This window comes from Bacillus sp. LBA3-1-1.1 (genome assembly GCF_040676495.1).
GTDB classification, from domain to species: Bacteria; Bacillota; Bacilli; order Bacillales; family Bacillaceae_G; genus Bacillus_A; species Bacillus_A nitratireducens.
The window spans coordinates 96,776-121,271 of the sequence record NZ_JBEGIB010000018.1; the positions used below are offsets into that span (position 1 = coordinate 96,776).

27 protein-coding genes are annotated in these 24,496 nt (G+C 34.7%); 20 read left to right on the forward strand and 7 right to left on the reverse strand.

What is annotated here, in order from left to right:
• Positions 1-12: 12 nt before the first annotated feature.
• A complete protein-coding gene (locus tag MRBLBA3_RS15330; protein WP_002076849.1) occupies positions 13-345 on the reverse strand; it encodes a YmzC family protein in 333 nt (110 codons plus the stop codon).
• Between the two features lie 11 nt (positions 346-356).
• The gene (locus MRBLBA3_RS15335; RefSeq protein ID WP_001047910.1) at positions 357-572 is read right to left on the reverse strand and encodes a hypothetical protein; all 216 of its coding nucleotides are present in this window, start codon (positions 570-572) and stop codon (positions 357-359) included.
• A 480-nt stretch (positions 573-1,052) separates the two neighbouring features.
• On the opposite strand from MRBLBA3_RS15335, the gene MRBLBA3_RS15340 reads away from it, so the two are divergent.
• The 4 genes from MRBLBA3_RS15340 (at position 1,053) to sspN (ending at position 3,152) form a co-directional block, all read left to right on the forward strand.
• Positions 1,053-1,628, forward strand: a complete 576-nt coding sequence (locus MRBLBA3_RS15340) for a redoxin domain-containing protein (RefSeq protein ID WP_242399273.1) — start codon at positions 1,053-1,055, stop codon at positions 1,626-1,628.
• Between the two features lie 114 nt (positions 1,629-1,742).
• Entirely contained in the window at positions 1,743-2,690 is a 948-nt protein-coding gene (locus MRBLBA3_RS15345; RefSeq protein WP_363381990.1) for a 3'-5' exonuclease, read from the forward strand.
• Positions 2,691-2,830: 140 nt separating this feature from the next.
• Positions 2,831-2,974: an FbpB family small basic protein gene (locus MRBLBA3_RS15350; protein WP_001254700.1), complete on the forward strand. Its 144-nt coding sequence runs from the start codon at positions 2,831-2,833 to the stop codon at positions 2,972-2,974.
• A gap of 43 nt (positions 2,975-3,017) precedes the next feature.
• A complete protein-coding gene (sspN, locus tag MRBLBA3_RS15355; protein WP_000527988.1) occupies positions 3,018-3,152 on the forward strand; it encodes an acid-soluble spore protein SspN in 135 nt (44 codons plus the stop codon).
• A gap of 86 nt (positions 3,153-3,238) precedes the next feature.
• Here the strand turns inward: sspN and MRBLBA3_RS15360 are convergent, their stop codons facing one another.
• Positions 3,239-4,531 carry a glycosyl hydrolase family 18 protein gene (locus MRBLBA3_RS15360; protein ID WP_363381993.1) on the reverse strand — a complete coding sequence of 431 codons (1,293 nt, stop codon included), beginning with the start codon at positions 4,529-4,531 and terminating at the stop codon, positions 3,239-3,241.
• Positions 4,532-4,640: 109 nt separating this feature from the next.
• Here MRBLBA3_RS15360 and MRBLBA3_RS15365 point away from each other — a divergent pair, with 109 nt between their 5' ends.
• Positions 4,641-5,060 carry an acyl-CoA thioesterase gene (locus tag MRBLBA3_RS15365; protein WP_000495819.1) on the forward strand — a complete coding sequence of 140 codons (420 nt, stop codon included), beginning with the start codon at positions 4,641-4,643 and terminating at the stop codon, positions 5,058-5,060.
• 26 nt (positions 5,061-5,086) lie between these two features.
• On the opposite strand, the gene MRBLBA3_RS15370 is transcribed toward MRBLBA3_RS15365, so the two are convergent.
• Positions 5,087-5,377 (reverse strand): HesB/YadR/YfhF family protein, encoded by a 291-nt coding sequence (locus tag MRBLBA3_RS15370; protein WP_061679918.1) that lies wholly within the window; start codon positions 5,375-5,377, stop codon positions 5,087-5,089.
• Between the two features lie 108 nt (positions 5,378-5,485).
• Positions 5,486-6,082: a glycerol-3-phosphate 1-O-acyltransferase PlsY gene (gene plsY, locus MRBLBA3_RS15375; protein ID WP_000237190.1), complete on the reverse strand. Its 597-nt coding sequence runs from the start codon at positions 6,080-6,082 to the stop codon at positions 5,486-5,488.
• A gap of 225 nt (positions 6,083-6,307) precedes the next feature.
• Between plsY and MRBLBA3_RS15380 the strand changes: the two genes are divergently transcribed.
• The 8 genes from MRBLBA3_RS15380 to MRBLBA3_RS15415 all read left to right on the forward strand — a co-directional run bounded on the left by MRBLBA3_RS15380 (position 6,308) and on the right by MRBLBA3_RS15415 (position 17,159).
• The gene (locus tag MRBLBA3_RS15380) at positions 6,308-8,164 is read left to right on the forward strand and encodes an anaerobic ribonucleoside triphosphate reductase (RefSeq protein ID WP_363381998.1); all 1,857 of its coding nucleotides are present in this window, start codon (positions 6,308-6,310) and stop codon (positions 8,162-8,164) included.
• Positions 8,161-8,613: an anaerobic ribonucleoside-triphosphate reductase activating protein gene (gene nrdG, locus MRBLBA3_RS15385; RefSeq protein WP_363382000.1), complete on the forward strand. Its 453-nt coding sequence runs from the start codon at positions 8,161-8,163 to the stop codon at positions 8,611-8,613. The genes MRBLBA3_RS15380 and nrdG overlap by 4 nt, the downstream gene beginning before the upstream one ends.
• Before the next feature lie 18 nt (positions 8,614-8,631).
• Positions 8,632-9,309 carry a response regulator transcription factor gene (locus tag MRBLBA3_RS15390; RefSeq protein ID WP_212087639.1) on the forward strand — a complete coding sequence of 226 codons (678 nt, stop codon included), beginning with the start codon at positions 8,632-8,634 and terminating at the stop codon, positions 9,307-9,309.
• Positions 9,310-9,512: 203 nt separating this feature from the next.
• Positions 9,513-10,754, forward strand: coding sequence for a S1C family serine protease (locus tag MRBLBA3_RS15395; RefSeq protein ID WP_098763348.1), 1,242 nt, complete (start codon positions 9,513-9,515; stop codon positions 10,752-10,754).
• Between the two features lie 79 nt (positions 10,755-10,833).
• Complete coding sequence (locus MRBLBA3_RS15400; protein ID WP_000151378.1) at positions 10,834-11,247, forward strand: CoA-binding protein; 414 nt, start codon at positions 10,834-10,836, stop codon at positions 11,245-11,247.
• A 371-nt stretch (positions 11,248-11,618) separates the two neighbouring features.
• Entirely contained in the window at positions 11,619-13,583 is a 1,965-nt protein-coding gene (gene parE, locus MRBLBA3_RS15405) for a DNA topoisomerase IV subunit B (protein WP_001062211.1), read from the forward strand.
• 1 nt (position 13,584) lies between these two features.
• On the forward strand, positions 13,585-16,008 hold the full coding sequence (gene parC / locus MRBLBA3_RS15410) for a DNA topoisomerase IV subunit A (protein WP_001147456.1): 2,424 nt from the start codon (positions 13,585-13,587) through the stop codon (positions 16,006-16,008).
• 119 nt (positions 16,009-16,127) lie between these two features.
• Positions 16,128-17,159 carry an oxidoreductase gene (locus MRBLBA3_RS15415; RefSeq protein ID WP_363382005.1) on the forward strand — a complete coding sequence of 344 codons (1,032 nt, stop codon included), beginning with the start codon at positions 16,128-16,130 and terminating at the stop codon, positions 17,157-17,159.
• Positions 17,160-17,216: 57 nt separating this feature from the next.
• Here MRBLBA3_RS15415 and MRBLBA3_RS15420 read toward each other — a convergent pair whose 3' ends face one another.
• Positions 17,217-17,660 carry a VOC family protein gene (locus tag MRBLBA3_RS15420; RefSeq protein WP_363382008.1) on the reverse strand — a complete coding sequence of 148 codons (444 nt, stop codon included), beginning with the start codon at positions 17,658-17,660 and terminating at the stop codon, positions 17,217-17,219.
• Between the two features lie 59 nt (positions 17,661-17,719).
• On the opposite strand from MRBLBA3_RS15420, the gene MRBLBA3_RS15425 reads away from it, so the two are divergent.
• Positions 17,720-18,688, forward strand: a complete 969-nt coding sequence (locus MRBLBA3_RS15425) for a helix-turn-helix transcriptional regulator (protein ID WP_363382011.1) — start codon at positions 17,720-17,722, stop codon at positions 18,686-18,688.
• Positions 18,689-18,782: 94 nt separating this feature from the next.
• Here the strand turns inward: MRBLBA3_RS15425 and MRBLBA3_RS15430 are convergent, their stop codons facing one another.
• On the reverse strand, positions 18,783-19,376 hold the full coding sequence (locus tag MRBLBA3_RS15430) for a TetR/AcrR family transcriptional regulator (RefSeq protein ID WP_088009288.1): 594 nt from the start codon (positions 19,374-19,376) through the stop codon (positions 18,783-18,785).
• Between the two features lie 164 nt (positions 19,377-19,540).
• On the opposite strand from MRBLBA3_RS15430, the gene MRBLBA3_RS15435 reads away from it, so the two are divergent.
• From MRBLBA3_RS15435 to MRBLBA3_RS15460, 6 genes are all read left to right on the forward strand, one after another.
• On the forward strand, positions 19,541-20,434 hold the full coding sequence (locus MRBLBA3_RS15435) for an ABC transporter ATP-binding protein (RefSeq protein WP_363382014.1): 894 nt from the start codon (positions 19,541-19,543) through the stop codon (positions 20,432-20,434).
• The gene (locus tag MRBLBA3_RS15440) at positions 20,427-21,233 is read left to right on the forward strand and encodes an ABC transporter permease subunit (RefSeq protein WP_363382017.1); all 807 of its coding nucleotides are present in this window, start codon (positions 20,427-20,429) and stop codon (positions 21,231-21,233) included. The genes MRBLBA3_RS15435 and MRBLBA3_RS15440 overlap by 8 nt, the downstream gene beginning before the upstream one ends.
• Positions 21,234-21,283: 50 nt before the next feature.
• Positions 21,284-21,655 carry a VOC family protein gene (locus MRBLBA3_RS15445; RefSeq protein WP_363382020.1) on the forward strand — a complete coding sequence of 124 codons (372 nt, stop codon included), beginning with the start codon at positions 21,284-21,286 and terminating at the stop codon, positions 21,653-21,655.
• Between the two features lie 128 nt (positions 21,656-21,783).
• Positions 21,784-22,317: an RNA polymerase sigma factor gene (locus MRBLBA3_RS15450; protein WP_000864747.1), complete on the forward strand. Its 534-nt coding sequence runs from the start codon at positions 21,784-21,786 to the stop codon at positions 22,315-22,317.
• 12 nt (positions 22,318-22,329) lie between these two features.
• Positions 22,330-23,328 (forward strand): hypothetical protein, encoded by a 999-nt coding sequence (locus MRBLBA3_RS15455; protein WP_000356676.1) that lies wholly within the window; start codon positions 22,330-22,332, stop codon positions 23,326-23,328.
• Positions 23,329-23,345: 17 nt separating this feature from the next.
• Positions 23,346-24,383, forward strand: coding sequence for an LCP family protein (locus MRBLBA3_RS15460; protein WP_016130069.1), 1,038 nt, complete (start codon positions 23,346-23,348; stop codon positions 24,381-24,383).
• Positions 24,384-24,496 lie beyond the last annotated feature (113 nt).

Here is a 24,496-nt window from a genome sequence, read left to right on the forward strand (position 1 = left end):
GTGCTCTTATCTTTATTCACTCTTATTAAGTTGATACGTATAAGACTCAGTATCGTTAGTGCTAAACTCTTTGACTAGAGTAAGTTGATTTGTATCCGGATTATATTTGAAAATTTTGACCGTATGTTCGCTACTTAGTGATGGATTATATTCTTGAATAGCAAATGTATTTTCAGCAATCTGTGTCATATTACTGGTTGAAACATTTTCTACGGCATCATGATTTGTAGAAATTTCAACAACTCTTTCACCGTTGAAAAATAAAAGAACGATTACTAAAACAACTAAACATATTCGTATATAGCGAAGTTCTTTACTTATAGGATGTTCTCCCAAAATAATCATCCTTTCTATAACTATTGTATAGTAGTGGTGGTAGTCATCGTGAAGAAACTAAGAATACCGAGACCGGCTAAAAGGATAAATGAGATTAAAGCGATAAGGAGACAAATACGCCCAACTTGCTTTTTTTCAGGATCTTTACTGAAGAGCGAGATGATCCAAGTGATAATCCCGATTGGGGAAAATATAAAACTAAGAATATATAAAAGTATTTTTTCGAATAAATTCATAAAATCCCCCTTTTTGAAAGTTCTATCTGTGTAGTTTTCTTCGTATTAGTGCTGCTGTTATGTAGGAAAGTACAGAATAAACAGCACTATAAATAATCCAAGCGTCTAAGTTTTGTAAAGTTAGGTGTATATCAAATCCCGAGACGATGATGAAAAAAATAAGTGGAACAGTAAAAGAAATAATAATAGCAGCCCATTTGAATTTGTATAGCAAGCCGCTAAAACAAATACATAGTAATGGTAAAGTGAAGAAAATAAAAGTAAAAGGGTTGATAAGTAATTGTAAAATACATATCACCTCGCAGGTTTTGTATTTATTTCTAATTATATGATAAAAAGGTAAATATTTCATCTTAACTGAAAATATTCTAACTATTTCGAATGTGAATATTTCCAAGCTTGTCCGTATAAGCTAAAATAAGGTATATAGTATTTTGGTGATTATGTTATAAGAAGATAAACACGTTAGGGTGATATAAAATGTGGCGGAAGCTTACGATTATTGTAGTGTTACTTTGTTTAGCGGGATATGCAGCTTATGATCAGTTTGGTAAAAAGAATCAAGTGGTACAAGAAAGGCCAGCAAAAAGTGAAGCTGCTATGAAAGAGATGATCGCAAGGAACGGTATTGAAATAGGAAAGAGTGCACCAGACTTTGAATTGACAAAGTTAGATGGAGCGAAGGTAAAGTTATCGGATTTAAAAGGGAAGAAAGTTATTTTAAACTTTTGGGCAACGTGGTGTGGACCTTGTCAGCAAGAAATGCCTGATATGGAGGCTTTCTATAAAGAACATAAAGAAAATGTAGAAATTTTAGCAATAAATTATACGCCTTCAGAAAAAGGAGGGGGAGAAGAAAAAGTAAGAAATTTCGCTAAAGAAAAAGGGATTACTTTTCCTATTTTATTGGACAAGAACATTGATGTGACAACAGCGTATAAAGTAATTACGATCCCAACTTCGTATTTTATAGATACGAAAGGTGTTATTCAGGATAAGTTTATTGGACCGATGACGCAAAAAGAGATGGAGAAACGGGTTGCTAAATTAAAATAACGGTGAAAAGGTAGAGGTGGAAGTTGCCATTTCTGCCTTTTCTTTTTCACGTAGTGATAGCACCATGTTATGATAAAAGAAATATAAACGTTTAGAGATAAAGGGGTGTATAGAGTGGGGAATGTATCCTTACCGTTAGATTATGTTGTAATTGATTTTGAAACAACAGGGTTTAACCCTTATAATGATAAAATTATTCAAGTTGCAGCAGTGAAATATCATAATCATGAACTAGTAGATCAGTTTGTTTCGTATGTGAATCCAGAGCGTCCAATTCCGAACCGGATAACGAGTTTAACAGGTATTACAAATTATCGCGTTTCGGATGCACCGACGATTGAAGAAGTGTTACCTTTATTTTTAGCATTTTTACATACAAATGTTATTGTCGCTCATAATGCGTCTTTTGATATGCGTTTTTTGAAAAGTAATGTAAATATGCTTGGGCTGCCTGAACCTAAAAATAAAGTAATCGATACTGTATTTTTAGCAAAGAAATATATGAAGCACGCGCCTAATCATAAACTTGAAACGTTAAAGCGAATGCTTGGAATTCGTCTAAGTTCTCATAATGCATTTGATGACTGTATTACGTGTGCTGCTGTTTATCAAAATTGTGCAGCTATTGAAGAAGAAGGGAAGCGAAAAGTAAATAAGGAAGTACTTGATGAAACCGTAGTATACGAAGCGGTAAGAGAAATACTTGTACGCAATAAACGAAATGTAGAATGGCTACGTTGTATGAACGTAGGTAGTTATCTAGATGTAAAAGCTTTTTATCCAGTTATGAGATTAAAGGTAAAAGGGCGAAAGAAATACGTATTAACAGAGATATTAGAAGATGATGTAAAGGGAATATGCACGAGCTTAATATGTGAACCGGCGTTAAAAAGTGAAGTTGGTAATACGCGAATTATGCTTAATAGCTTAGAGGATGTCTTGAAATTAGAAAGTTATATTTTAGAACAGTATGATTTTGTATTACAGGCGCTTCATGATTATAAAGAAAATGAAAAGAATGCAGATGAAAAATTGAAAGAGTATTTAAATGTTATGGTATAAAAAAACTCCGTGTGCAAAATATTGTACACGGAGTTTTTTTAGGAGTATTAAAACATAAAATTTTCTTGCAAATCTGATTAAAGAGTTTTTCATTTGCTCATACTATGTAGTAAGAAAGTGAAGGAGAGAGGGTGAACAGCATGAGAAGAAGTCGCCGCAAATCGTTTGAAGAACTTGTAAATGAAAATAAACAACAATTATTAAGCGATCGTGATGCAATCGATCGAATTGAAGAACGTATTGAAAAACGTTATGAAATGAGACTTTTTAAGCAGGCTGAATAATTCTTAACACTAGTACGATACTAGTGTTAAGGAGGCGATAGTAATGGGTAATCCGAAAAAGAATTCAAAAGACTTTGCACCAAATCAAATTGGAACACAATCGAAAAAAGCTGGTGGCAATAAAGGGAAGCAAATGCAAGACCAAACTGGCAAACAACCAATTGTAGATAACGGTTAGAAAAGAAGGATATTATCATTCTTCTTTTTTGTGAGGGAATTAAAGGTGTATTTTCAACAGCGATATGAAAAAAGGGCTGACTTATGTCAGCCCTTTTTCGTGATTGTGAAGTTTTCAACGAGTAAACGCCAATTTTGTGGGAATGGTAGACCAATTTTCCAATAGCTAATGCCGCCTATACCTTGTTCCTTCATTAAATTAAATTTACTTTGAACGGACCGTGAATCTTCAAACCAAACTTCGTGTTGTACGCCGTTTTCGTCAAAGTAATTGAAATGAGGAGCTTGAGCCGTGAAATCATAGCGGATAGGAACATTGTATTTATGAGCTAGTGCAACGGCTGCAACGGAGCTGATTGCTTTTGCGGGTGGATTTCCTTGTTTGAACGGAAGTTTCCAATCGAAACCATATAAATTTTGCCCCATCATAATTTTTTGTGGTGGCATTTGAGATTTTGCATATTGAAGTACTTCTTTCACAGGACCAATAGGAGAAATCGCCATCGGTGGCCCGCCTTGCCAACCCCAGTCGTATGTCATAATGACGACGAAATCAACAATTTGTCCTTGTGCTTTATAATCATGAGCCTCAAAAAATTTCCCTTTTTGATTGGAACTTGTTTTCGGTACAAGCGTTGTACTTAATGTGTACCCGCTAGGTAAACGTGTTTTCACATTTCGTAAAAAACGATTATACGCTTCGCGATCTTCAGGTGCCACACTCTCGAAATCGAAATGAATGTCTCGCATGCCATATTTTTCAGCTGTTTGCAAAATGTTAGTAATGAACTTGTTTTGAATTGTTGCATCGCGTAAAATAACCGAGGTTAGATCGGCACTGAAATTTCCATTTTCGATATTTGTAATAACGAGCATAGGGATGGTTTTACCTTGCGTTGCAATATTAGCGATTTTCGCTGTTTCCGTTGGTTCTTTTAAAGTGCCGTCTCTTTTTGCTTCAAAGCTGAAGTAGGCTAAATATGTTAAAAATGGATTAATAGCACGTGTAGCACTTACTAAACTTTCTTTTATCGGTATTGTTGAAGGCTGTAAATAAGCGATGGATTCTACTGCTCGTTTTGTACCTTTTGGTATATATAATTGTTGTCCGACATGGAGAATAGATTTTAATGAAAGATTATTAACTTTAGCTAAGCTAGCGAGAGGAACGTTATACGTTTGAGAAATTCGATAAAGGCTGTCACCAGGCTGTACATAATAGTTATTACCTTTCGTATTAACGATAAGTGCCTGACCAACAACGAGTGTTTCAGCTGGATTTAGTCCATTGTCTTTTACAATTTCTTCAGGTGTAGAACCATACTTTGATGCTAAACCATAAACACTATCACCGCTACGAACAGTTACAATTTGGATCATGTGCTTGCCCCTTTCGGTAAAAGATTCACTGTTTTTATTTTATTTTTGATTCCACTGTATTATGATTAAATGTATGCAAGGTAGCAGAAGTGAAAGAAGGCGAATAGAAATGTTTGTAGCAGAACATGAAGTTGAAATCCGCTATGCGGAAACAGACCAGATGGGTGTTGTTTACCATTCAAACTATTTAGTGTGGCTGGAACTTGGGCGCACTAAACTTATACAAGAATTAGGATTTTCGTATGTTGAAATGGAGAAAGAGGGAATTATTTCTCCTGTATTAGACTTGCAAATTTCATATCGTAAAGCGATGCGTTACGGAGAAAAAGCAATTGTGAAAACGTGGATTGATACTGTGAGCCCGCTTCGTGTTGTATATGGTTATGAAATATATAACGGTGATGGTGAGCTTTGCATTACTGCAAGTACAACGAATATTTGTGCGAAAAAAGAAGGGTTCCGCCCTGTATCATTTAAAAAATTATATCCTGAGTGGTATGCGAAATATGAGGAAATTAAAAAGAAATAAAAAAGCGTGGCAGAAGCCACGCTTTTTTATTTTTCATAATTAAATTGAGGGAAATCATCACCGTCGTTAAATGTAACAGATAAATTATGTCCATCGAAGAACCACTCATCATCGCCTTCAATAAAGAAGTTAATACCTTCTTCTTGAGTTTGAACAGCAGGATGTGCAGGGTCATCTTTACGAATACCTAAAGAAAGTCCTTTTTGCACAGTACTGCAACCGCCGTATTGTACGAAAAGGCGTAGTGTTTCACCCAATTGTAAGTTTAATTCGTTTTTATACCATTGTGCTGCTTCTTTTGTTACGGAAAGATTCATGTATAGTTCCTCCAAATTATATTGCTTTTTCTTTAGTATAAAAAATAACGCAAAAAGACGCTATTAATATGCTTCACGTTTTCTTTTTGCGTTATGTGGGTTACGATCTTATTTTTGCTTTTTTGAAAAGTTTGCTTTCGGTTCAGTTTTATTTATAATTCGTCCGATATTTGCACGGTGTTTATAAATAACCATACCTGCTAATAAACACATTGCAATAATGAAGATTTTATCCCCGCTAACAATTGATGCAATAACAGCAACGACAGCTGTTACCATAGAAGAAAGTGATACGTATCTTGTTGTAAATAAAAGGCTGAAAAAGACAACAGCTAATATTGCAAAAACAACTGGTGAGTAGCATAATAGCACGCCAGCAGAAGTTGCAACTGCTTTCCCCCCGCGGAATTTCGCGAAGATTGGATATACATGTCCAAGAACTGATGCTAATCCGAACCATAGTGGGTGAACATCTAACCCGAAAATAATCGGTAGACTTGTTGCTAATGTACCTTTTAAAATGTCAGCAATTGTAACGATGAAACCTGCTTTTTTCCCTAGTGTACGGAATGTATTTGTTCCGCCTAAATTACCGCTTCCATGCTCACGAATGTCAATTCCATAGCCAATTTTTCCAACGACTAATGCAAACGGAATCGAGCCAAGTAAGTAGGCAACGATAAATAAAAGATATGTAATAACCATGAGTTCAGTCTCCTTTATACAAATGTGTTGATAAAGGGTAAAAAGAGTTTTTCCCGTATATTGTACCATACATTTGTAAAGAGCACATTTCTTTTTTACAAATGAAAAAGTCATTAATTTTTTAAAAAAATTTCACAGGAATGTTACATTTTTCACAAATACACTTGAACTATATGTTGTATGATTTTAATTAAAAGACAACAACATGTTGGTGGAGGGTTATGAATGTTGAAACAAAATGTACGTGGAGAAGAATTAATGAAAGTATTTGAGACAATTATCCACGGTAATGAACAAGATTTAATGCAGGAAAATGCAAATGTAGATGGCCGATCTCCAATGGGAGTGATGGGAACGTTCGCATCTGAGAGCGCAAAGTATTATGCTGTAGCAAATTTACTATCAGATCAAGTGAAAAAAGCGATAGATCAAAATATATTATATCCACATGATTTGGATTTTTATGCAACAGGAACGACGACTTGTTCGCAAATTCCTTTAGCACAAATGCTTGCTACCGGTTTTCATACTGGACATGGACATATGAGACAACCGCAAGACATTAAAAGTGCGTTGGCGCTTTCTTCAATTATTTTTCAAGCGAATCAAAACATGCAGCATGGTGGTCAATCGTTTGCACTCTTTGATATTGATTTAGCTCCATATGTGAGAAAAACAGTAGCGAGACATAAGAAACGATTACAGTCATATCCGCTTACGAAAGAACAAATAGAAGAATTTGCATGGAAAGAAACAGAAAATGATACGTATCAGGCGTGTGAAGCTTTCATTCATAATTCAAATAGTATGCACAGTAGGGGCGGGGGACAAGTACCGTTTATTTCTATAAATTATGGAACAGACACATCAAAAGAGGGACGGTTATTAGTTAGACAGCTTTTAAAAGCGACACAGGCTGGTCTTGGTAAAGGGGAAACACCGATTTTTCCTATTCAAATTTTCAAAATGAAAAAAGGTGTGAACTTTGAAGAGTGTGATCCGAACTATGATTTATTTGAATTAGCGTTAGAGACAACGGCTGAACGATTATTCCCTAACTTTTCATTTTTAGATGCGCCATTTAATGCAGTGCATTATGATGGAAGACCGGAAAGTGAAGTATGTTACATGGGATGCCGTACCCGTGTTATGTCTAACATACATGGAGAAGAAACAGCGATTGGAAGAGGGAATTTATCATTTACGTCTATAAACTTAGTCAAATTAGCGTTAATTAGTGGTTCAAAAGTAGCGTTCTTTGAAGCGTTAAATTATTATTTAGATCTAGGAATTAGGCAATTATTAGAGAGATTTGAGTATCAATGTACGAAGCGAGCGAGAGATTTTCGATTTTTATATTCACAAGGTGTATGGCGCGGTGGAGAAAAGTTACAGCCTGAAGATTCTGTAGCATCCATTTTAAAACAAGGGACGTTAAGTCTTGGTTTTATCGGTCTTGCGGAATGTTTAGTAGCTTTAACAGGAAAGCATCATGGAGAAGATGAAGAATCATGGAAACTCGGGTATGAAATCATTTCCTTTATGAGAGATAGAATGGATAAAGCGACAGAAGAACATGAACTGAACTTCTCAGTAATTGCAACTCCTGCCGAAGGGTTATCAGGGAAGTTTGTGAAAAAAGATAGGGAGGGATTTGGTGTGATTAGCGGTATAACGAACCATAATTATTATACGAATTCATTCCATATCCCAGTTTACTATAACATTCAAGCGATAAATAAAATTCGTTTAGAAGGACCTTTCCATGCCCTATGTAACGGGGGACATATTACGTATATTGAACTAGACGGAGCAGCTATGCATAACAAAAAGGCATTAAAGCAAATTGTGCAAGCGATGGCAGAGAATGGCGTTGGATACGGTTCAATTAATCATCCAGTTGATCGTTGTAAGTGCTGTAGTTATCATGGAGTTATTGGGAATGAATGTCCAAGCTGTGGAAATGAAGATGAGGCTAATATAGAAAGAATTCGCCGTATAACGGGCTATCTTGTAGGAGATATGTCGAAATGGAATAGTGCGAAACGTAGTGAAGAGATGGATCGGGTGAAGCATAAATGAAAGTTATGAACATCATTCATGATAGTGTAGTAGATGGAGAAGGATTGCGGACAGTCGTGTTTTTTGCGGGCTGTCCGCATCGTTGTTTCGAGTGCCATAATCCGGCATCTTGGAATGTTTGCAACGGAACTGAAATGACAGTAGAAGAAATTGTGAAAGAGATTGCAAGTAATCCATTAACTGATGTAACATTTTCAGGTGGAGATCCATTCTTCCAAGCTGCTGAAGTGAAAAAAGTAGCAAAAGCTGTGAAAGATTTGAAAAAAAGTCTATGGATGTATACAGGTTATACGTTAGAAGAGATACAGAGTTCTCAAAATAATGATATGATAGAGTTGTTACATTATGGGGATGTTTTAGTCGATGGAAGATTTGAAATCGAGAAAAAAGATTTAACACTTCCATTTCGCGGAAGCTCCAATCAACGTATTATTCGATTGAAAGAGTAAAAAGGCGGGATAGATTATATGAATAAAACAGTATTACTTGTTGAAGATGAAAGAAGATTACGTGAAATCGTTAGTGATTATTTTCGTAATGAAGGCTTTGAAGTAATCGAAGCAGAAGACGGAAAAAAAGCGTTAGAATTATTTGCAGAGCATGAAATTGATTTAATTATGTTAGATATTATGTTACCAGAAATAGATGGATGGTCTGTTTGTAGACGAATTAGAAAAGAATCAGCAGTACCAATTATTATGCTAACAGCTCGTTCAGATGAGGATGATACATTACTAGGGTTCGAATTAGGTGCAGATGAGTATGTAACAAAACCTTTTAGTCCAAAAGTGTTAGTAGCTCGAGCAAAGACATTATTGAAACGTGCGGATGGTGCGGTAGGTGTAACTGAAGAAAATGCTATGTCTTTAGCTGGAATAGAAGTGAATCGACTATCTAGAACCGTTTTAGTCGATGGAGAAGAAATTATATTGACACATAAGGAGTTTGAGCTTCTTGTTTATTTAATGGAGAATAAAGGAATTGTGTTGTCGCGTCAACATTTATTAGATCAGTTATGGGGATATGACTACTACGGCGATGATCGAACGGTTGATACACATATTAAAAAACTGCGAAATAAGCTAGGAGATAGAGCGAAGCATATCGGTACTGTCATTCGAGTGGGTTATAAGTTTGAAGAATAACCTTTAAGTTACTATGCACTTTAGCTTCGGGATATAGCAAATTTATACTCTCCTTTGTAGGTGGAATGTACAAAAAATACTTTTCTTGTCTACAATGATAGATAGGAGTATTTTTTAAATTGGATTTCACGATGAGTTCACAAGAAGGACACAAAAAGTGACTATACTGAAAGTACGAGTTCACCAGAGAGGGGAAATAAAACATGGGATATTACGACGGACCGAATTTAAATGAAGAGCATAGTGAAACGAGAGAAATGAAAAAATCAGGTAGTAAAAAAGGATACTTTTTTACAGGTTTAGTTGGAGCTGTAGTCGGGGCTGTTACAATTAGTTTTGCAGCACCTTACATGCCATGGATGCAAAATAATGGCGCGGCAGTTTCATCATTCAATTCTAATCAACAAGTGGAAGGTACGCTAGCTCCTGTTGTTAATAAAGCGAAGGGCGAAACTGATTTGCCAGGTATGGTTGAAGGGGCAAAGGATGTTGTAGTTGGTGTAATTAATATGCAGAAGACTATTGATCCGTTTGCAATGCAACCGGCAGAACAAGAGCAAACAGCTGGCACAGGATCAGGTGTTATTTATAAAAAATCAGGAAATAAAGCATATATTGTAACAAATAACCACGTTGTAGATGGTGCAAATAAACTTGCTGTTAAATTGAGCGACGGAAAGCAAGTTGATGCAAAGTTAGTTGGTAAGGACCCTTGGTTAGACTTAGCAGTTGTAGAGATTGATGGATCTGCTGTTAATAAAGTTGCAACTTTAGGTGATTCTAGTAAACTTCGTGCTGGAGAAAAAGCAATTGCAATCGGTAACCCACTTGGATTTGACGGTAGTGTAACGGAAGGTATTATCAGTAGTAAAGAACGTGAAATTCCAGTAGATATTGATGGGGACAAACGTCCAGATTGGCAAGCACAAGTTATTCAAACAGATGCAGCGATTAACCCTGGTAATAGTGGCGGTGCATTATTTAACCAAAACGGTGAATTAATTGGAATTAACTCAAGTAAAATTGCGCAGCAAGAAGTTGAGGGGATTGGTTTTGCAATTCCAATTAATGTCGCAAAACCAGTTATTGAATCGCTTGAAAAAGACGGAGTAGTGAAACGACCAGCTCTTGGTGTAGGTGTAGTTTCATTAGAAGATGTGCAAGCTTATGCATTAAACCAATTAAAAGTACCAAAAGAAGTAACAAATGGCGTTGTATTAGGTAAAATTTATCCAGTATCACCAGCAGAAAAAGCTGGTTTAGAGCAATATGATATTGTAGTAGCATTAGATGATCAAAAAGTAGAAAATTCACTTCAATTCCGTAAATATTTATATGAAAAGAAAAAAGTAGGCGAGAAAGTAGAAGTTACATTCTATCGCAACGGTCAAAAAATGACGAAAACAGCTACACTAGCAGATAATTCAGCTACAAAGAATCAATAATCGGAATAAAAGAAAGTCTCTTTCATGTTGAAAGAGACTTTCTTTATCGGCTATACTAAAGGAATAGGAGGGATAAATTATGACAATTGAAAACCCAACTCGTACGGAAATTGGTGAAGTATTAAAGAAAAGCAAAACGATTGCGGTTGTTGGATTATCGGATAAAGCAGAACGTACATCGTATATGGTTTCAAAAGCAATGCAAGATGCAGGGTACCGTATTATACCGGTAAACCCAACAGTAGATGAGGTGCTTGGAGAAAAAGCAGTTTCTTCACTAAAGGATATTAAGGGACATGTTGACATTGTAAATGTATTCCGCCGCTCAGAATTTTTAATGGATGTTGCGAAAGAGTTTGTAGAGATTGATGCAGATGTTTTTTGGGCACAATTAGGAGTACAAGATGAAGATACATATAAACTTTTACAAGAAAAAGGCTATACTGTAATAATGGATCGTTGTATTAAAGTAGAGCATGCGATGACAAAGTAGTTTATGTTTTGGTAACGGAAATGTTAATTCCGCCCCTTATATATGATGGGGTAGATGAACGAGGTGTTCATCATGAGATTTTTTAAAGGCTGTTTTTGGGGATTGTTACTTGTTATCCCGTTTTGGATATTGATCATTTGGATCATGATAAAGGTTTGGAATGTGTAATCTTGGAATACATATCCATTTCTCGTTGACAAACGATTATTTTTCTGAAATAGTAGCCTAGAGGAATCCTTGTGAAAAAACAAGGATTTTTCTATTGAAAATGGTATATAAAATAGATAAGATAACTTGCCAAAACTATAGTCGAGGCGTTATTCTATAATAGAAACATATGTTCTGATTTGATTAGGAAAGGGGCAAGGAGTTTGGCGAAGCATCAGTTCCAATATAATGAAGATGCAATTCAAGTGCTAGAAGGACTTGAAGCCGTTCGAAAACGCCCGGGTATGTATATCGGGAGTACGGATAGCCGTGGATTGCATCATTTAGTATATGAAATAGTAGATAACTCCGTTGACGAAGCGTTAGCGGGATTTGGCGACGAAATTTCTGTCGTAATACATAAAGATAATAGTATTAGTGTTATTGATAAAGGGCGAGGAATGCCTACGGGAATGCATAAACTTGGGAAACCAACACCTGAAGTTATTTTAACTGTACTTCATGCTGGTGGTAAGTTTGGTCAAGGTGGCTATAAAACAAGTGGTGGTTTACACGGTGTTGGGGCATCAGTTGTAAATGCCTTGTCAGAATGGTTAGTAGTAACGATTAAACGTGATGGAAGCATTTATGAACAACGCTTTGAAAATGGTGGTATTCCTGCAACGACGTTAGAGAAAATCGGGAAGACAAAAGAGTCTGGTACAACAATGCATTTTAAACCAGATACAACTATTTTCAGTACAACAAATTACAATTATGAAACATTATGTGAGAGATTACGTGAATCTGCATTCTTATTAAAAGGAATGAAAATCTCGATAAAAGATGAACGTAATGATTTAGAGGATGTATTTCATTATGAAACAGGAATTGAAGCTTTCGTTTCATACTTAAACGAAGAGAAAGATTCGATTCACCCAGTTGTATACTTCACTGGTGAACAAAACGGAATTGAAGCAGAGTTAGCATTCCAGTTTAACGATGGCTATTCAGAAAACATTCTTTCGTTTGTAAATAATGTACGTACAAAAGATGGGGGAACACACGAAGCGGGATTTAAAACAGCAATGACGCGTGTGTTCAATGAGTATGCTCGTAAAGTATCGTTATTAAAAGAAAAAGATAAAAACTTAGAAGGTACAGATATTCGTGAAGGTGTAGCGGCTATCGTTTCTGTACGTGTACCAGAAGAAGTACTTCAGTTTGAAGGGCAAACGAAAGGGAAACTAGGTACAAGTGAAGCTCGTTCTTCAATTGATGCAATTGTATCTGAGCATTTAGCTTACTTTTTAGAAGAAAACCCGGATGTTGCTACACTTCTTGTGAGAAAGGCAGTTAAAGCAGCGCAGGCACGTGAGGCTGCTCGTAAAGCGAGAGAAGAAGCGCGTACTGGTAAGAAGAAGAAAAAATCAGAAGGTACTTTAAGCGGAAAGTTAACCCCTGCGCAATCACGTAATCCGCAGAAAAATGAATTATATTTAGTAGAGGGTGACTCTGCCGGTGGTTCTGCGAAACAAGGGCGAGATCGCCGTTTTCAAGCTGTATTGCCATTACGTGGTAAAGTAATTAACACGGAAAAAGCAAAGCTTGCTGATATTTTTAAGAATGAAGAGATTAATACGATTATATACGCAATTGGCGGTGGCGTAGGGAACGAGTTCGCTGTTGAAGATATTAACTACGATAAAGTTGTTATTATGACCGATGCGGATACGGATGGAGCACATATTCAAGTGTTACTACTGACGTTCTTCTACCGCTATATGAAGCCACTTATTGAAGCTGGTAAAGTATTTATCGCACTTCCACCTTTATATAAAGTAAGTAAGGGAAAAGGGAAAAGTGAAGTAATTGAATATGCATGGTCTGATGAAGAGTTAGATGGTGTAACAAAAAAGGTCGGTAAAGGCTATATGTTGCAGCGCTATAAAGGACTTGGCGAAATGAATGCCGATCAATTATGGGAGACAACGATGAATCCTGAAACACGTACGTTAATTCGTGTGAAAATTGACGATGCATCAAGAGCTGAGCGTCGAGTTACGACATTGATGGGTGATAAAGTAGAACCTCGCCGTAAATGGATCGAACGAAATGTACAATTTGGTATGCAAGAAGAGGGAAATATTTTAGAAAATGAAATGATTATGGAGACGGAGGTGGAATAACATGCAGGCAGAGAAGTTTCATGACCTCCCGCTTGAAGACGTGTTAGGTGACCGCTTTGCACGTTATAGTAAATATATTATTCAAGACCGTGCGCTTCCAGATGCGCGTGACGGTTTAAAACCGGTACAAAGACGTATTTTATATTCTATGTATGTAGAAGGAAATATACATGATAAAGCGTTTCGTAAATCAGCTAAAACAGTAGGTAATGTTATTGGTAACTACCATCCACACGGAGATTCCTCTGTATATGAGGCGATGGTACGTTTAAGTCAAACTTGGAAAGTACGTAATGTTTTAGTTGAAATGCATGGTAATAATGGTAGTGTTGATGGCGATCCAGCAGCGGCAATGCGTTATACAGAAGCACGTTTATCACCAATCGCATCTGAGTTATTACGTGATCTTGATAAAGAAACAGTAGAATTTGTGTCAAACTTCGATGATACGAGTGAAGAACCAGTCGTATTACCGGCAATGTTCCCGAACTTATTAGTGAACGGATCGACAGGGATTTCAGCTGGTTATGCAACAGAAATTCCTCCGCATCACCTTGGAGAAGTAATTGATGCGACGATGATGCGTATTGATAAGCCGAATAGTACTGTTGATGATTTATTAACAGTCATTAAAGGGCCAGATTTCCCAACAGGTGGTATTATTCAAGGGATTGATGGTATTAAAAAAGCGTACGAAACAGGGAAGGGTAAAATTATTATTCGCGGAAAAGCAGAAGTTGAAACGATTCGTGGTGGGAAGCAACAAATCGTTATTACAGAAATTCCGTATGAAGTAAATAAAGCAAACCTTGTTAAGAAAATGGATGAATTACGTCTAGATAAAAAGCTAGATGGAATTGCTGAAGTGCGTGATGAGACAGATCGTACAGGTCTTCGCATCGTTGTAGAATTAAAAAAAGAAGTAAATGCTGAAGGTATTTTAAATTATTTATATAAAAATACAGATTTACAAATTCCATATAATTTTAATATGGTAGCGATAAATCATCGTCGTCCAACACTTATGACATTACCTAAAATTTTGGATGCATATATTGGACACCAAAAAGAAGTTGTTACGAGACGTTCACAATATGAATTACGAAAAGCAGAAAATCGTCAGCATATTGTAGAAGGTTTAAAGAAAGCATTATCAATTTTAGATGAAGTGATTGAAACAATTCGTGGGTCTAAAGATAAGCGTAATGCGAAAGATAATTTAAGTGCGAAATTTGGATTTACAGAGGCGCAGTCAGAAGCAATTGTTTCGTTGCAACTATATCGTTTAACGAATACAGATATTACAGCGCTAGAGCAAGAAGCAGCTGAACTTAGTAAGAAAATTATAGAGTTACAGTCGATTTTACAAAGTGAAAAAAGACTTCTTCAAGTTATTAAAACAGATTTGAAGAGAGTAAAGAAAACATATAGTGATGATCGCCGTGCGATAATTGAAGAGGAAATTGAAGAAATTAAAATTGATGTGGAAGTTATGATTCCGCAAGAAGATGTCATCGTTACTGTAACGAAAGAAGGATATGTGAAACGAACAGGTTGGCGTTCGCATAATGCATCGAACGGGAAAGACTTCGGTATGAAAGAGGGTGACATCTTACTTGAGCGTTTCGATACAAACACGACAGAAACCATTCTTTTATTTACGAACAAAGGAAATTATATTTATCTTCCTGTATATGAAATGCCAGAAATTCGTTGGAAAGATTTAGGTCAACACGTTGCGAATCTTGTTACACTCGAGCGAGATGAAACGTTAATTTGGGCAACAGTCGTACCGAATTTTGAAGAAGAAAAACGATTTATCGTATTTGTTACACGAAACGGTATGATTAAGAAAACCGAATTAAACCAATATAAAGTACAGCGCTATTCAAGAGCGTTCGTCGCTGTAAACTTGAAAAAAGAAGATGAAGTTGTTGATATATTTGCGACAGATGGAACGAGTGATATTGTTCTTGCAACTCATGGTGCATATGCACTTATTTTCCATGAAGATGAAGTAAGTCCAGTTGGTGTAAGGGCCGCTGGTGTAAAAGCAATTAATTTAAAAGAAGATGATTATGTCGCTTCTGGTAAACCGTTAAATGGTGAAAAAGATCAACTTATTCTCGTGACGCAGCGAGGTGCTGTAAAACGTCTAAAAGCATCAGAAATTGAGAAATCAACGAGGGCGAAGCGAGGTCTTGTTATTTTCAAAGAGTTAAAGCGTAATCCGTACCGCATTGTCGGTATTGAAATTGTGCGAGACGATGAACTAATTTACATGAAGACAGAGAAACACATCGTAGAAGAGATTGATCCGAAAGCGTATCGAAATAAAGACCGGTATAGTAACGGTAGTTTAGTATTAGATGTTAATGATACTGGTGAAGTTGTAGAAACGTGGACGAAGAAAAGAACGGAGTAAAGGAAGCATCTTGCTATCATTCATAGCAAGATGCTTTTTTATAAGCAAATCATTATGTATATAAAAATAATCTTGTTATAATAATGAAATGAAATCGTTCTCACAAATGGAGGGGCAACATGAAAAAAATAGGTGTAGGGATTGTAGGATTTGGATTTTCTAGTACAACATTTCACATCCCGTTATTACAAACGATAGAAGAATATGATATTCGTGCTATTTTATCATCAAAAGAAGAAGTAGTGAAACAAGCATTACCAAATACTGAAGTTGTTGACACAATTGAGGAATTAGTAAATCGTGCTGATATTGACTTAGTAGTTATTACTTCACCGAATACAACGCATTTTCCATATGTAAAAGAAGCGATTGTACATGGTAAGCATGTTGTTGTGGAAAAACCATTCGTTGTTTCAATTGAAGAAGGAGAAGAACTTATTTCATTAGCGAAGCAACATAATGTCGTTTTAAGTGTGTATCACAATCGCCGTTTTGATAATGATTTCTTAACGATAAAGAAATTGTTAGAAGAAAAAAGAATAGGGAATGTATACGCATATGAAGCGCATTTCGATCGTTTCCGCCCACATGTACGTGATCGCTGGAGAGAAAAGAATTTACCAGGATCAGGAATTTTATATGATTTAGGCTCACATTTAATTGATCAAGCATTATCATTATTTGGGAAACCAGATGCGATACATGCTGATGTAATAAAGCAACGACCAGGTGCAGAAATTGATGACTACTTCCATGTTGTACTTTACTACGGAGTAAAGCGTGTCATTTTACATAGTAGCAGTTACGTAAAGCAAGCAGGCCCACATTTTACACTGCATGGAGATAAAGGTTCTATCGTGAAGTATGGTATGGATTCACAGGAAGAACAATTAAAGACTGGAATGAAGCCAGGAGATAATGGTTATGGAGCAGACTCTGAAGAGAATTTTGCTACTTTAGAAACAGAAGAAGAGTTAGTACGTATTCCGACAGAAGTTGGCTGTTACGAAATGTATTATAAAGGTGTAAGAGAAAGTATTGTAAATGGTGAGAAACCACCTGTAACAGCAGAAGAAGGTTTAGATGTTATTAAAGTGATTCAATTAGCTATTGAAAGTAGTGAAACGGGTAGAGTTATTCCTGTAAAATAAAAAAGACACGAATTTCGTGTCTTTTTTTATTAGGAATATGCGAATGTGACTAAGTATTTAGTTTAGTCGTTTGTCATACATTAATTGGATTTGTATGCCGTAAGGATCTTCAATAATACCATATGCTTCACTAAATATATTTTTTTCTAGTGGAGAGATTATTTTCACATGCTTATCGGAAATTATATTATTATAAAATCTTTGTATTTCTTCTAAATTAGCACTTTGAATGCAAAGTGACATGTTATTTCCAACGCTATAACGTTCAGTAGGATTCATTGTATCTTCTGCTATCATTAGTTTTGTATTCCCAATTTGTAAAACAGAGTGGGCAATATGATCTTTATTTTCATTTGTAATTTTAAAAGAACGATCTCTTTTCGCCAGTTCTTCGTACGTAACAATCATTAACTTCTTGGCTTCTAAATTACGTGTATAAAAATTAATTGCCGCCTTTGCTTGCCCATTCATTGAAAGAAAAATAGCTATTTCTAATGTCATAAATATATAACTCCTTTATTAGTTAATAATTATAATATAGACTAAAAAGGTTTCAATACATGACACCTTTTCGGGAGGGAAATATGAAAAAAACTGAACGAATAAATGATATGCTTATTTTCTTAAATAATAAAAGGTATTTTAATTTAAAAGATTTAATGGCTAGATATGATATTTCTAAAAGTACCGCTCTACGAGATATTCAATCATTGGAAGAAATAGGTGTACCAATATATTCTGAACTAGGTAGAAATGGAAGTTATAAAATTATAGAAAATAGTGTGTTATCGCCAATTTATTTTAGTGTGGATGAAATGTATGCGTTATACTTTTCGATTCTTACATTAAATGGATACAAGACAAAACCATTTAATGTAGAAAGTATTGCGCTTGAAAATAAATTTAAACATGTATTACCTGATAATGTGAGTAAAAATATTTCAATCATGGAACGAACGCTTTCCTTTGAAGTAACAAATCATAGTAATTTTAGTCCGTTCTTAAAAGAAATTTTACAGGGGATTTTTGCTGAGCGAGTTTATCATTTAACATATTTAAAAGAAGATGAGGAGAAAGCATTGGTCGCCCAATTTATTCGAATAGAATCTAAATTTGGCCAGTGGTATGCTAAAATCTTTAATTTTGAGACAAATAATGTTCAAATAATTAGATGTGATAAAATTCTTTCTATTGTGGAAACAAGCAATGTTAATCCAAAAAATCTTGAAGAATTATTAAGTTATCTTACTGCTTTTCACAGAAAGCCTGATGCAACTGATTTTATTGTCATTGTTAATCAAAAAGGAAAAGATATTTTTGATAAAGAGAATTATCCTTCCATGAAGATACAAAAAGAAAATGAAAATTACATTATAACAGGCTATTTTAACAAGAAAGAAGTTGATTTTATTTCAAGTTATTTTCTGAATTTCGGAGAAACGATTATCTCAATTCAGCCTGTTATGCTAAAAGAGTTAATCTATAATAAGGTATTATCTATAAAGCAGCATTTAACTTCGTTAAGATAAAGTTAGTTTTAATAATTTTTATGGACATGAAAAGCCCTTGAGATTTAAATATCCAAAGGGCTTTTTTGTGATTTTGTTTGTTCTTTAGAAAAAATTATTTTTCTGGGACAGAAAGTCCATAAAAAAACATAGTGACTATATCTTGTATATGTTTTTCTCGATCTCCTTCAAGAAGTTGTGCCCCGAAATCATCACCTAACTTAGTGAACATTTGAATGTAAAGTAGCATCATTTCTTTTGAAAGGTGTGGATTAATTTCATTTTTTTGCTGTGCTTGTTCTAATATTTCTAAATACCAAGGCAGGATTTTTTCGTTTTGATAACTATAAATAAATTCTCTGAGCGCTTCGTCTCTTTGCATCATTTGTAGTAACATATCAGGCTGAAATAACCCGCCAGTATTCATTTTTCTTACAATCATTTTTTGCATCATATCATGAAAAGGTAAGTTTTCTTCTGCAAGATCTTTATAATATTGAAATTCAGATATTATAAATTCTTGTATCAGCTCTCTAAATAACGCATCTTTACTTCCAAAATGATTATAAATTGTAACTTGAGAAACGTTTGCTTTTTTTGCAATATGTTCTATTTTCACTTCATTAAATCCACGTTCTGAAAATAATTTAAAGGCCGCATCTTTAATGGCACGTTTTTTCTTTTCTTTCACTTTTTCAAAGCCGTTCAAAGTAATCACCTCATTTAAAATATACAAGAAAAAATAATTGAAAACAATATTTTTGAAATATGGACATATAAATATTTCAAAAAGTTGTTGCGAATATGAAAGGTGAGGAGTACAATGATTTTGAAATATCATACATTAAATATTTCAAAAAATGAGGTGGGCTTATGATTTCAGTTCAAAATGTCACAAAACAGTTTTCAAATGGGAAAGGCTTGTTTGATATTACATTTGAAGTGAAAGAAGGAGAAGTGTTTGGCTACTTAGGACCAAATGGAGCTGGAAAATCAACAACGATTCGTAATTTAATGGGATTTATAAAACCGACGGCTGGTAAAGCGACAATTTTCGGGTTAGATTGTTGGGAAGATGCTGCGAAAATTCAAAGAGAAGTTGGCTATTTGCCAGGAGAAATTTCTTTTATTGAAGGAATGAATGGATTAGATTTTTTAAATTTGATACAAGGAATGCGTTGGTTAAAGGAAACGAAGAGACGTGATGACTTGATAGAGCGTCTGCAATTCGATGTGAAAACACCAATTCGAAAAATGTCTAAAGGAATGAAACAAAAAGTAGGGATTGTTGCTGCATTTATGCATGATCCAGAAGTACTAATTTTAGATGAACCAACATCAGGACTCGATCCACTTATGCAACAAGTGTTTATAGATTTAATATTAGAGGAAAAGCAAAGAGGGAAAACGATTCTTATGTCGTCGCATATTTTCACTGAAATTGAGAGAACTTGTGACAGAGTAGCTATTATTAAAGATGGGCGTTTAGTAACGGTAGAAGATATTCATGATTTACAAGGAATGCGAAGACAAGTAATAGATGTAACAGTATCATCTCAAGAAGAAATTGAGTCTCTTAGACAATGTGATTTGCAATTTGAAGGAGTGAAAGGTAGAGAGGCGTCAATTATTGTGCAAGGAAATTATCAAACTGTTTTACAAATACTTTCAAACTATAATGTAACTGCACTACAAACGAGAGCGACGGATTTAGAACATTTATTTATGCATTATTACGATAAGAAAGAAGGGGTAAAGCATGAATAAGCAACTATTTTTAGCTAGTTTGAAAGAAACGCAAAAAAGTATTTTGAGTTATGCTACTGGTGCAGCTCTTTATTTATGGTTATTAATTTGGATATTCCCATCGATGGTTTCAGCGAAAGGGTTAAATGAATTAATAAGTGCCATGCCTGATAGTGTAAAAAAAATCGTTGGAATGGAGAGTCCAATTCAAAACGTAATGGATTTTTTAGCTGGTGAATATTATAGCCTATTGTTTATTATCATTTTAACAATTTTTTGCGTCACGGTTGCAACGCATTTAATTGCTCGTCATGTAGATAAAGGAGCAATGGCATACTTGCTAGCAACACCTGTATCTAGAGTGAAAATTGCTATTACACAAGCGGCTATTCTCATATTGGGACTACTGATCATTGTAACTGTTACGTATGTAGCGGGTATAGTAGGTGCAGAATGGTTTCTACAAGATAATAACTTAAATAAAGAATTATTCCTGAAGATTAATGTAGTTGGAGGGCTAATATTTTTAGTAGTTAGTGCGTATTCATTTTTCTTTTCTTGTATATGTAATGACGAAAGAAAGGCACTAAGTTATTCAGCAAGTTTAACAATCTTATTTTTCGTATTAGATATGGTAGGTAAATTAAGCGATAAGTTAGAGTGGATGAGAAGTCTATCATTATTTACATTGTTTCGTCCAAAAGAAATTGCTGAAGGAACATATAGTATATGGCCGGTAAGTATAGGCTTAACTCTTGGAGCGCTTTGTATCTTCATAGTAGCAATTGTAGTGTTTAGGAAGAGGGATTTACCGTTGTAAAGTAGAAAGTCCACTTAATTAGTGGGCTTTTTTTGATGAGGAGGAAACTAGTGAATCATTTATTTCGGGTTAAGCTATACGTACATGATATTGAAAAGTCAGTATTGTTTTATGAAACAATACTTGGATTAAATTTGTATAAAAGAAGTGAGCATACAGTACGTTTTAATCATGAGTGTTTTTCCCTATTACTAGCTAGTGATACGAAATTGAATGCAAATCATTATTTTTACAATCAAAAAGAAATGAAAGGAAATGGCTTTGAACTAATTATCGTTGTCGATCGGATTGAAGAAGTATATGAACGTTGTAAAGAGAAGCGATGTGCAATACAAGAAGAGATTCAAACTTATCCATGGGAGATGAGAGGATTTAAAGTTGCGGATCCGGATGGATATTTCTTGAGAATTACGTCTAGGTAAAGGTAAACATGGAGAATGTTTGCCTTTTTTGTAGAAATATTCAAAAAGAATTGAACCTTTTTCTAGGATACTCCGTCTAATATGTGTAAAGTTTAATTAATAGAGAGGCTGAAACAGGAGGACCAATTGTGAAAGTAATTCCTTTATATAAGATGATTGTAAAAGAAGAAACAGATGTTTCTTTAGCAAAAAAGGGTAATCATGAGGCTTTTATGACACTTATACATACAGAAAAAGTAAAGATGTATCGCATTGCGAAGGCGATGTTACGTGATGAGACGAATATAGAGGATGCAATGCAGGCAACAATTTTAAAAGCTTATGAAAATATAAAAAAACTGAAAAAGGAAGAGTTTTTTCAAACTTGGCTCATTAGAATTTTAATAAATGAGTGTAACAATATAATTCGCTCTTATAAAAAAGTAATTGTAATTGAGGATCATGATAGTAATATGGTGGCGTTCGATCGATATGAAGATATTGATCTTTGTAATGCTATTCAGTCCTTAACGGAAGAACTAAGAGCTGTAACCGTACTTTATTATTATGAAGATATGAATCAAGAAAGTATTGCAACGCTTTTAGAAATTCCAAAAGGCACGGTTAAATCAAGATTGTCACGTGCAAGGGAACAATTAGAAGAGCGATTAAAGATGGAGTAGGAGGTGGTTAAAATGGATAAAGAAAAATCATTTGATGAAAAATTAAAAAAGAGAATAGAAAAGGATAATACCGTATTGCCACAGGCACTAAACGAAAAAATTAATGATACACTTCATAATCTTCCTGTAAAAAGAAAGAGTTATAGAGTACATATGATGTTTATTAGTGCCGCTGTTCTAACGCTATCAATTGTATCTATGTCTGAGTTTTCTATACAGAGCTTTGCACAAAATGGAGGGATGTTTAATTACGTAAAGAAGAATGCGTTTTCTGATTATGAGAATGAAGAAGAAATAAAGTCGAACGTCAATTATCCAGATAAGGAAAAGATTCATCAAAAGATGCTTGATTCAATTGATCACTTCCAAAATGTTTCAGGGCAATTCGAAGAATATTCTAGCTCTACAAGAATTGCTACAACATATAAATATGCGATTGATACGGAGAAACAAAGTGGTATTTCATCTAAAGAAGACAAGCTATCGAAAAAAAGCACGATGATTTATAGCGAGGAAGGAAAAAAAGAGTTTAATGATAAGAATAATACGTATAAAGAGACGAGATGGAGTCCAAAAGAAAGAAATAATGGAATAGTAAAATTAAGCCCTACGGAAAGGTTATTGAGAAAATCAGGTGAGAAGAAACGGTATGATGACGAATATGTGGGATTCGCTAAGTACAGTATTCAATCAGAATTTGCTGATCTATTAATTCGATATAAAGATTGGAGTTATAAAGAAACGAAGTATCTTGGACTTGATTGCTACAAAATAGAAGGGGTAATAAACATAGAAATGCCTGTAAGTACATCTGAAGATTTAAGAGGGAAATTTGAAATGGTTGTAGAGAAAAATACGGGGATTATGTTGAAGTTCCTTAGTTTCGATGAAGGTATGATTCAATATTCGATTACGACTGAATGGATACAAATAAACAAAGGATTGAAAGAGAATGTATTTCAAAAGGATAGCACTAATTATGAAAAATTGAAAAACTTATTAGATGAATAGAAAACGGAGGGAACTATATGGAGAATACCTCTCCTTCAAGAGAAAAGAAAAATAAACGAAAATATAAAAAGACAACGATAATAAGTGTATTGTTAGGAGTATTACTATTTGGCGGAGTTGGGTATGGTGCCTATGTATATATGAAAACTTCTAATCTCGTACAAAAATCTAATTTGAACTTATCGCGTGGTGAAAAATCAAATTTACGTGAGAAAGCTGTAAAGCCAATTACACACAACGTTTCAATGTTAATTATGGGAATTGATGAAAATCAAGAACGGCAAAAGGGCTATAATGGTGCATTTCATACGGATGCATTATTGTTAGCTACGTTTAATAAAGAAGATAAGACAGTGAAATTAACCAGTATACCAAGAGATACTTATACATATGTTCCAATCGAAAAGAAAAAAGATAAAATAACACACGCATATGGAAGTGGTTTCGTTAAAAACGGAAAAGATGGAGGGCCACAAGCTTCTGTTGAGGCAGTAGAAAAGTTACTGCAAGTACCGGTAGATTATTTCGTGAAATTTAATTTTGGATCATTTATTAAAATTGTCGATGGGCTCGATGGTGTTGAGGTAGATGTCCCGGTTGAATTTACTGAACAAAATAGTAAAGATGAACCTGATACGATTCACTTGAAAAAAGGGGTTCAAAAATTAACGGGAGAAGAAGCACTTGCTTTGGCGAGAACTCGTCATATAGATAGTGATGCAATGAGGGGACAGCGCCAACAACTTGTTATTGAAGCGATTTTAAGTAAATTAAAAAATGTAGGGTCTATTACAAAAGTTGAGAAAATGGTTGAGGCCGTCGATGGTGATTTTAAAACAAATTTAGCACTGGATGATATTTTATCTTTTTATAAATATGGTTTAGATTGCTCAGTTGAGAAGATTCAGCTAAATGGTGATGATTTATATTTACCAAATGGCCCAAATGGGCAACGGGTATATTATTATAATCCTAATAAAAAAGACTTACAAAATTTGAGTAATACACTCAGAACACATCTTGGATTAAGTGAGAAACAAATTGAGGAAAATTAAAGCAGATCTTATATCTGCTTTTTTCGTTAAATAGTATATCGTTTATATTTAGTTGTTATATACTATTTAAAAATTTCTCGTAATAGTGTAACATAATAACGGGGGTTCAAGTT

Bases quoted from the DNA above. Each gene is read 5' to 3' on its own strand.
- MRBLBA3_RS15400 (WP_000151378.1), top strand. From the start codon at position 10,834: ATGACAATTGAAAACCCAACTCGTACGGAAATTGGTGAAGTATTAAAG.
- MRBLBA3_RS15435 (WP_363382014.1), top strand. From the start codon at position 19,541: ATGATTTCAGTTCAAAATGTCACAAAACAGTTTTCAAATGGGAAAGGC.
- MRBLBA3_RS15395 (WP_098763348.1), top strand. From the start codon at position 9,513: ATGGGATATTACGACGGACCGAATTTAAATGAAGAGCATAGTGAAACG.
- parC (WP_001147456.1), top strand. From the start codon at position 13,585: ATGCAGGCAGAGAAGTTTCATGACCTCCCGCTTGAAGACGTGTTAGGT.
- MRBLBA3_RS15460 (WP_016130069.1), top strand. From the start codon at position 23,346: ATGGAGAATACCTCTCCTTCAAGAGAAAAGAAAAATAAACGAAAATAT.
- MRBLBA3_RS15335 (WP_001047910.1), bottom strand. From the start codon at position 572: ATGAATTTATTCGAAAAAATACTTTTATATATTCTTAGTTTTATATTT.
- MRBLBA3_RS15370 (WP_061679918.1), bottom strand. From the start codon at position 5,377: ATGAATCTTTCCGTAACAAAAGAAGCAGCACAATGGTATAAAAACGAA.
- MRBLBA3_RS15425 (WP_363382011.1), top strand. From the start codon at position 17,720: ATGACACCTTTTCGGGAGGGAAATATGAAAAAAACTGAACGAATAAAT.
- sspN (WP_000527988.1), top strand. From the start codon at position 3,018: ATGGGTAATCCGAAAAAGAATTCAAAAGACTTTGCACCAAATCAAATT.
- MRBLBA3_RS15390 (WP_212087639.1), top strand. From the start codon at position 8,632: ATGAATAAAACAGTATTACTTGTTGAAGATGAAAGAAGATTACGTGAA.
- MRBLBA3_RS15330 (WP_002076849.1), bottom strand. From the start codon at position 345: ATGATTATTTTGGGAGAACATCCTATAAGTAAAGAACTTCGCTATATA.
- MRBLBA3_RS15440 (WP_363382017.1), top strand. From the start codon at position 20,427: ATGAATAAGCAACTATTTTTAGCTAGTTTGAAAGAAACGCAAAAAAGT.
- MRBLBA3_RS15360 (WP_363381993.1), bottom strand. From the start codon at position 4,531: ATGATCCAAATTGTAACTGTTCGTAGCGGTGATAGTGTTTATGGTTTA.
- nrdG (WP_363382000.1), top strand. From the start codon at position 8,161: ATGAAAGTTATGAACATCATTCATGATAGTGTAGTAGATGGAGAAGGA.
- MRBLBA3_RS15420 (WP_363382008.1), bottom strand. From the start codon at position 17,660: ATGACATTAGAAATAGCTATTTTTCTTTCAATGAATGGGCAAGCAAAG.
- MRBLBA3_RS15455 (WP_000356676.1), top strand. From the start codon at position 22,330: ATGGATAAAGAAAAATCATTTGATGAAAAATTAAAAAAGAGAATAGAA.
- MRBLBA3_RS15365 (WP_000495819.1), top strand. From the start codon at position 4,641: ATGTTTGTAGCAGAACATGAAGTTGAAATCCGCTATGCGGAAACAGAC.
- MRBLBA3_RS15350 (WP_001254700.1), top strand. From the start codon at position 2,831: ATGAGAAGAAGTCGCCGCAAATCGTTTGAAGAACTTGTAAATGAAAAT.
- MRBLBA3_RS15415 (WP_363382005.1), top strand. From the start codon at position 16,128: ATGAAAAAAATAGGTGTAGGGATTGTAGGATTTGGATTTTCTAGTACA.
- MRBLBA3_RS15340 (WP_242399273.1), top strand. From the start codon at position 1,053: ATGTGGCGGAAGCTTACGATTATTGTAGTGTTACTTTGTTTAGCGGGA.
- plsY (WP_000237190.1), bottom strand. From the start codon at position 6,082: ATGGTTATTACATATCTTTTATTTATCGTTGCCTACTTACTTGGCTCG.
- MRBLBA3_RS15380 (WP_363381998.1), top strand. From the start codon at position 6,308: ATGTTGAAACAAAATGTACGTGGAGAAGAATTAATGAAAGTATTTGAG.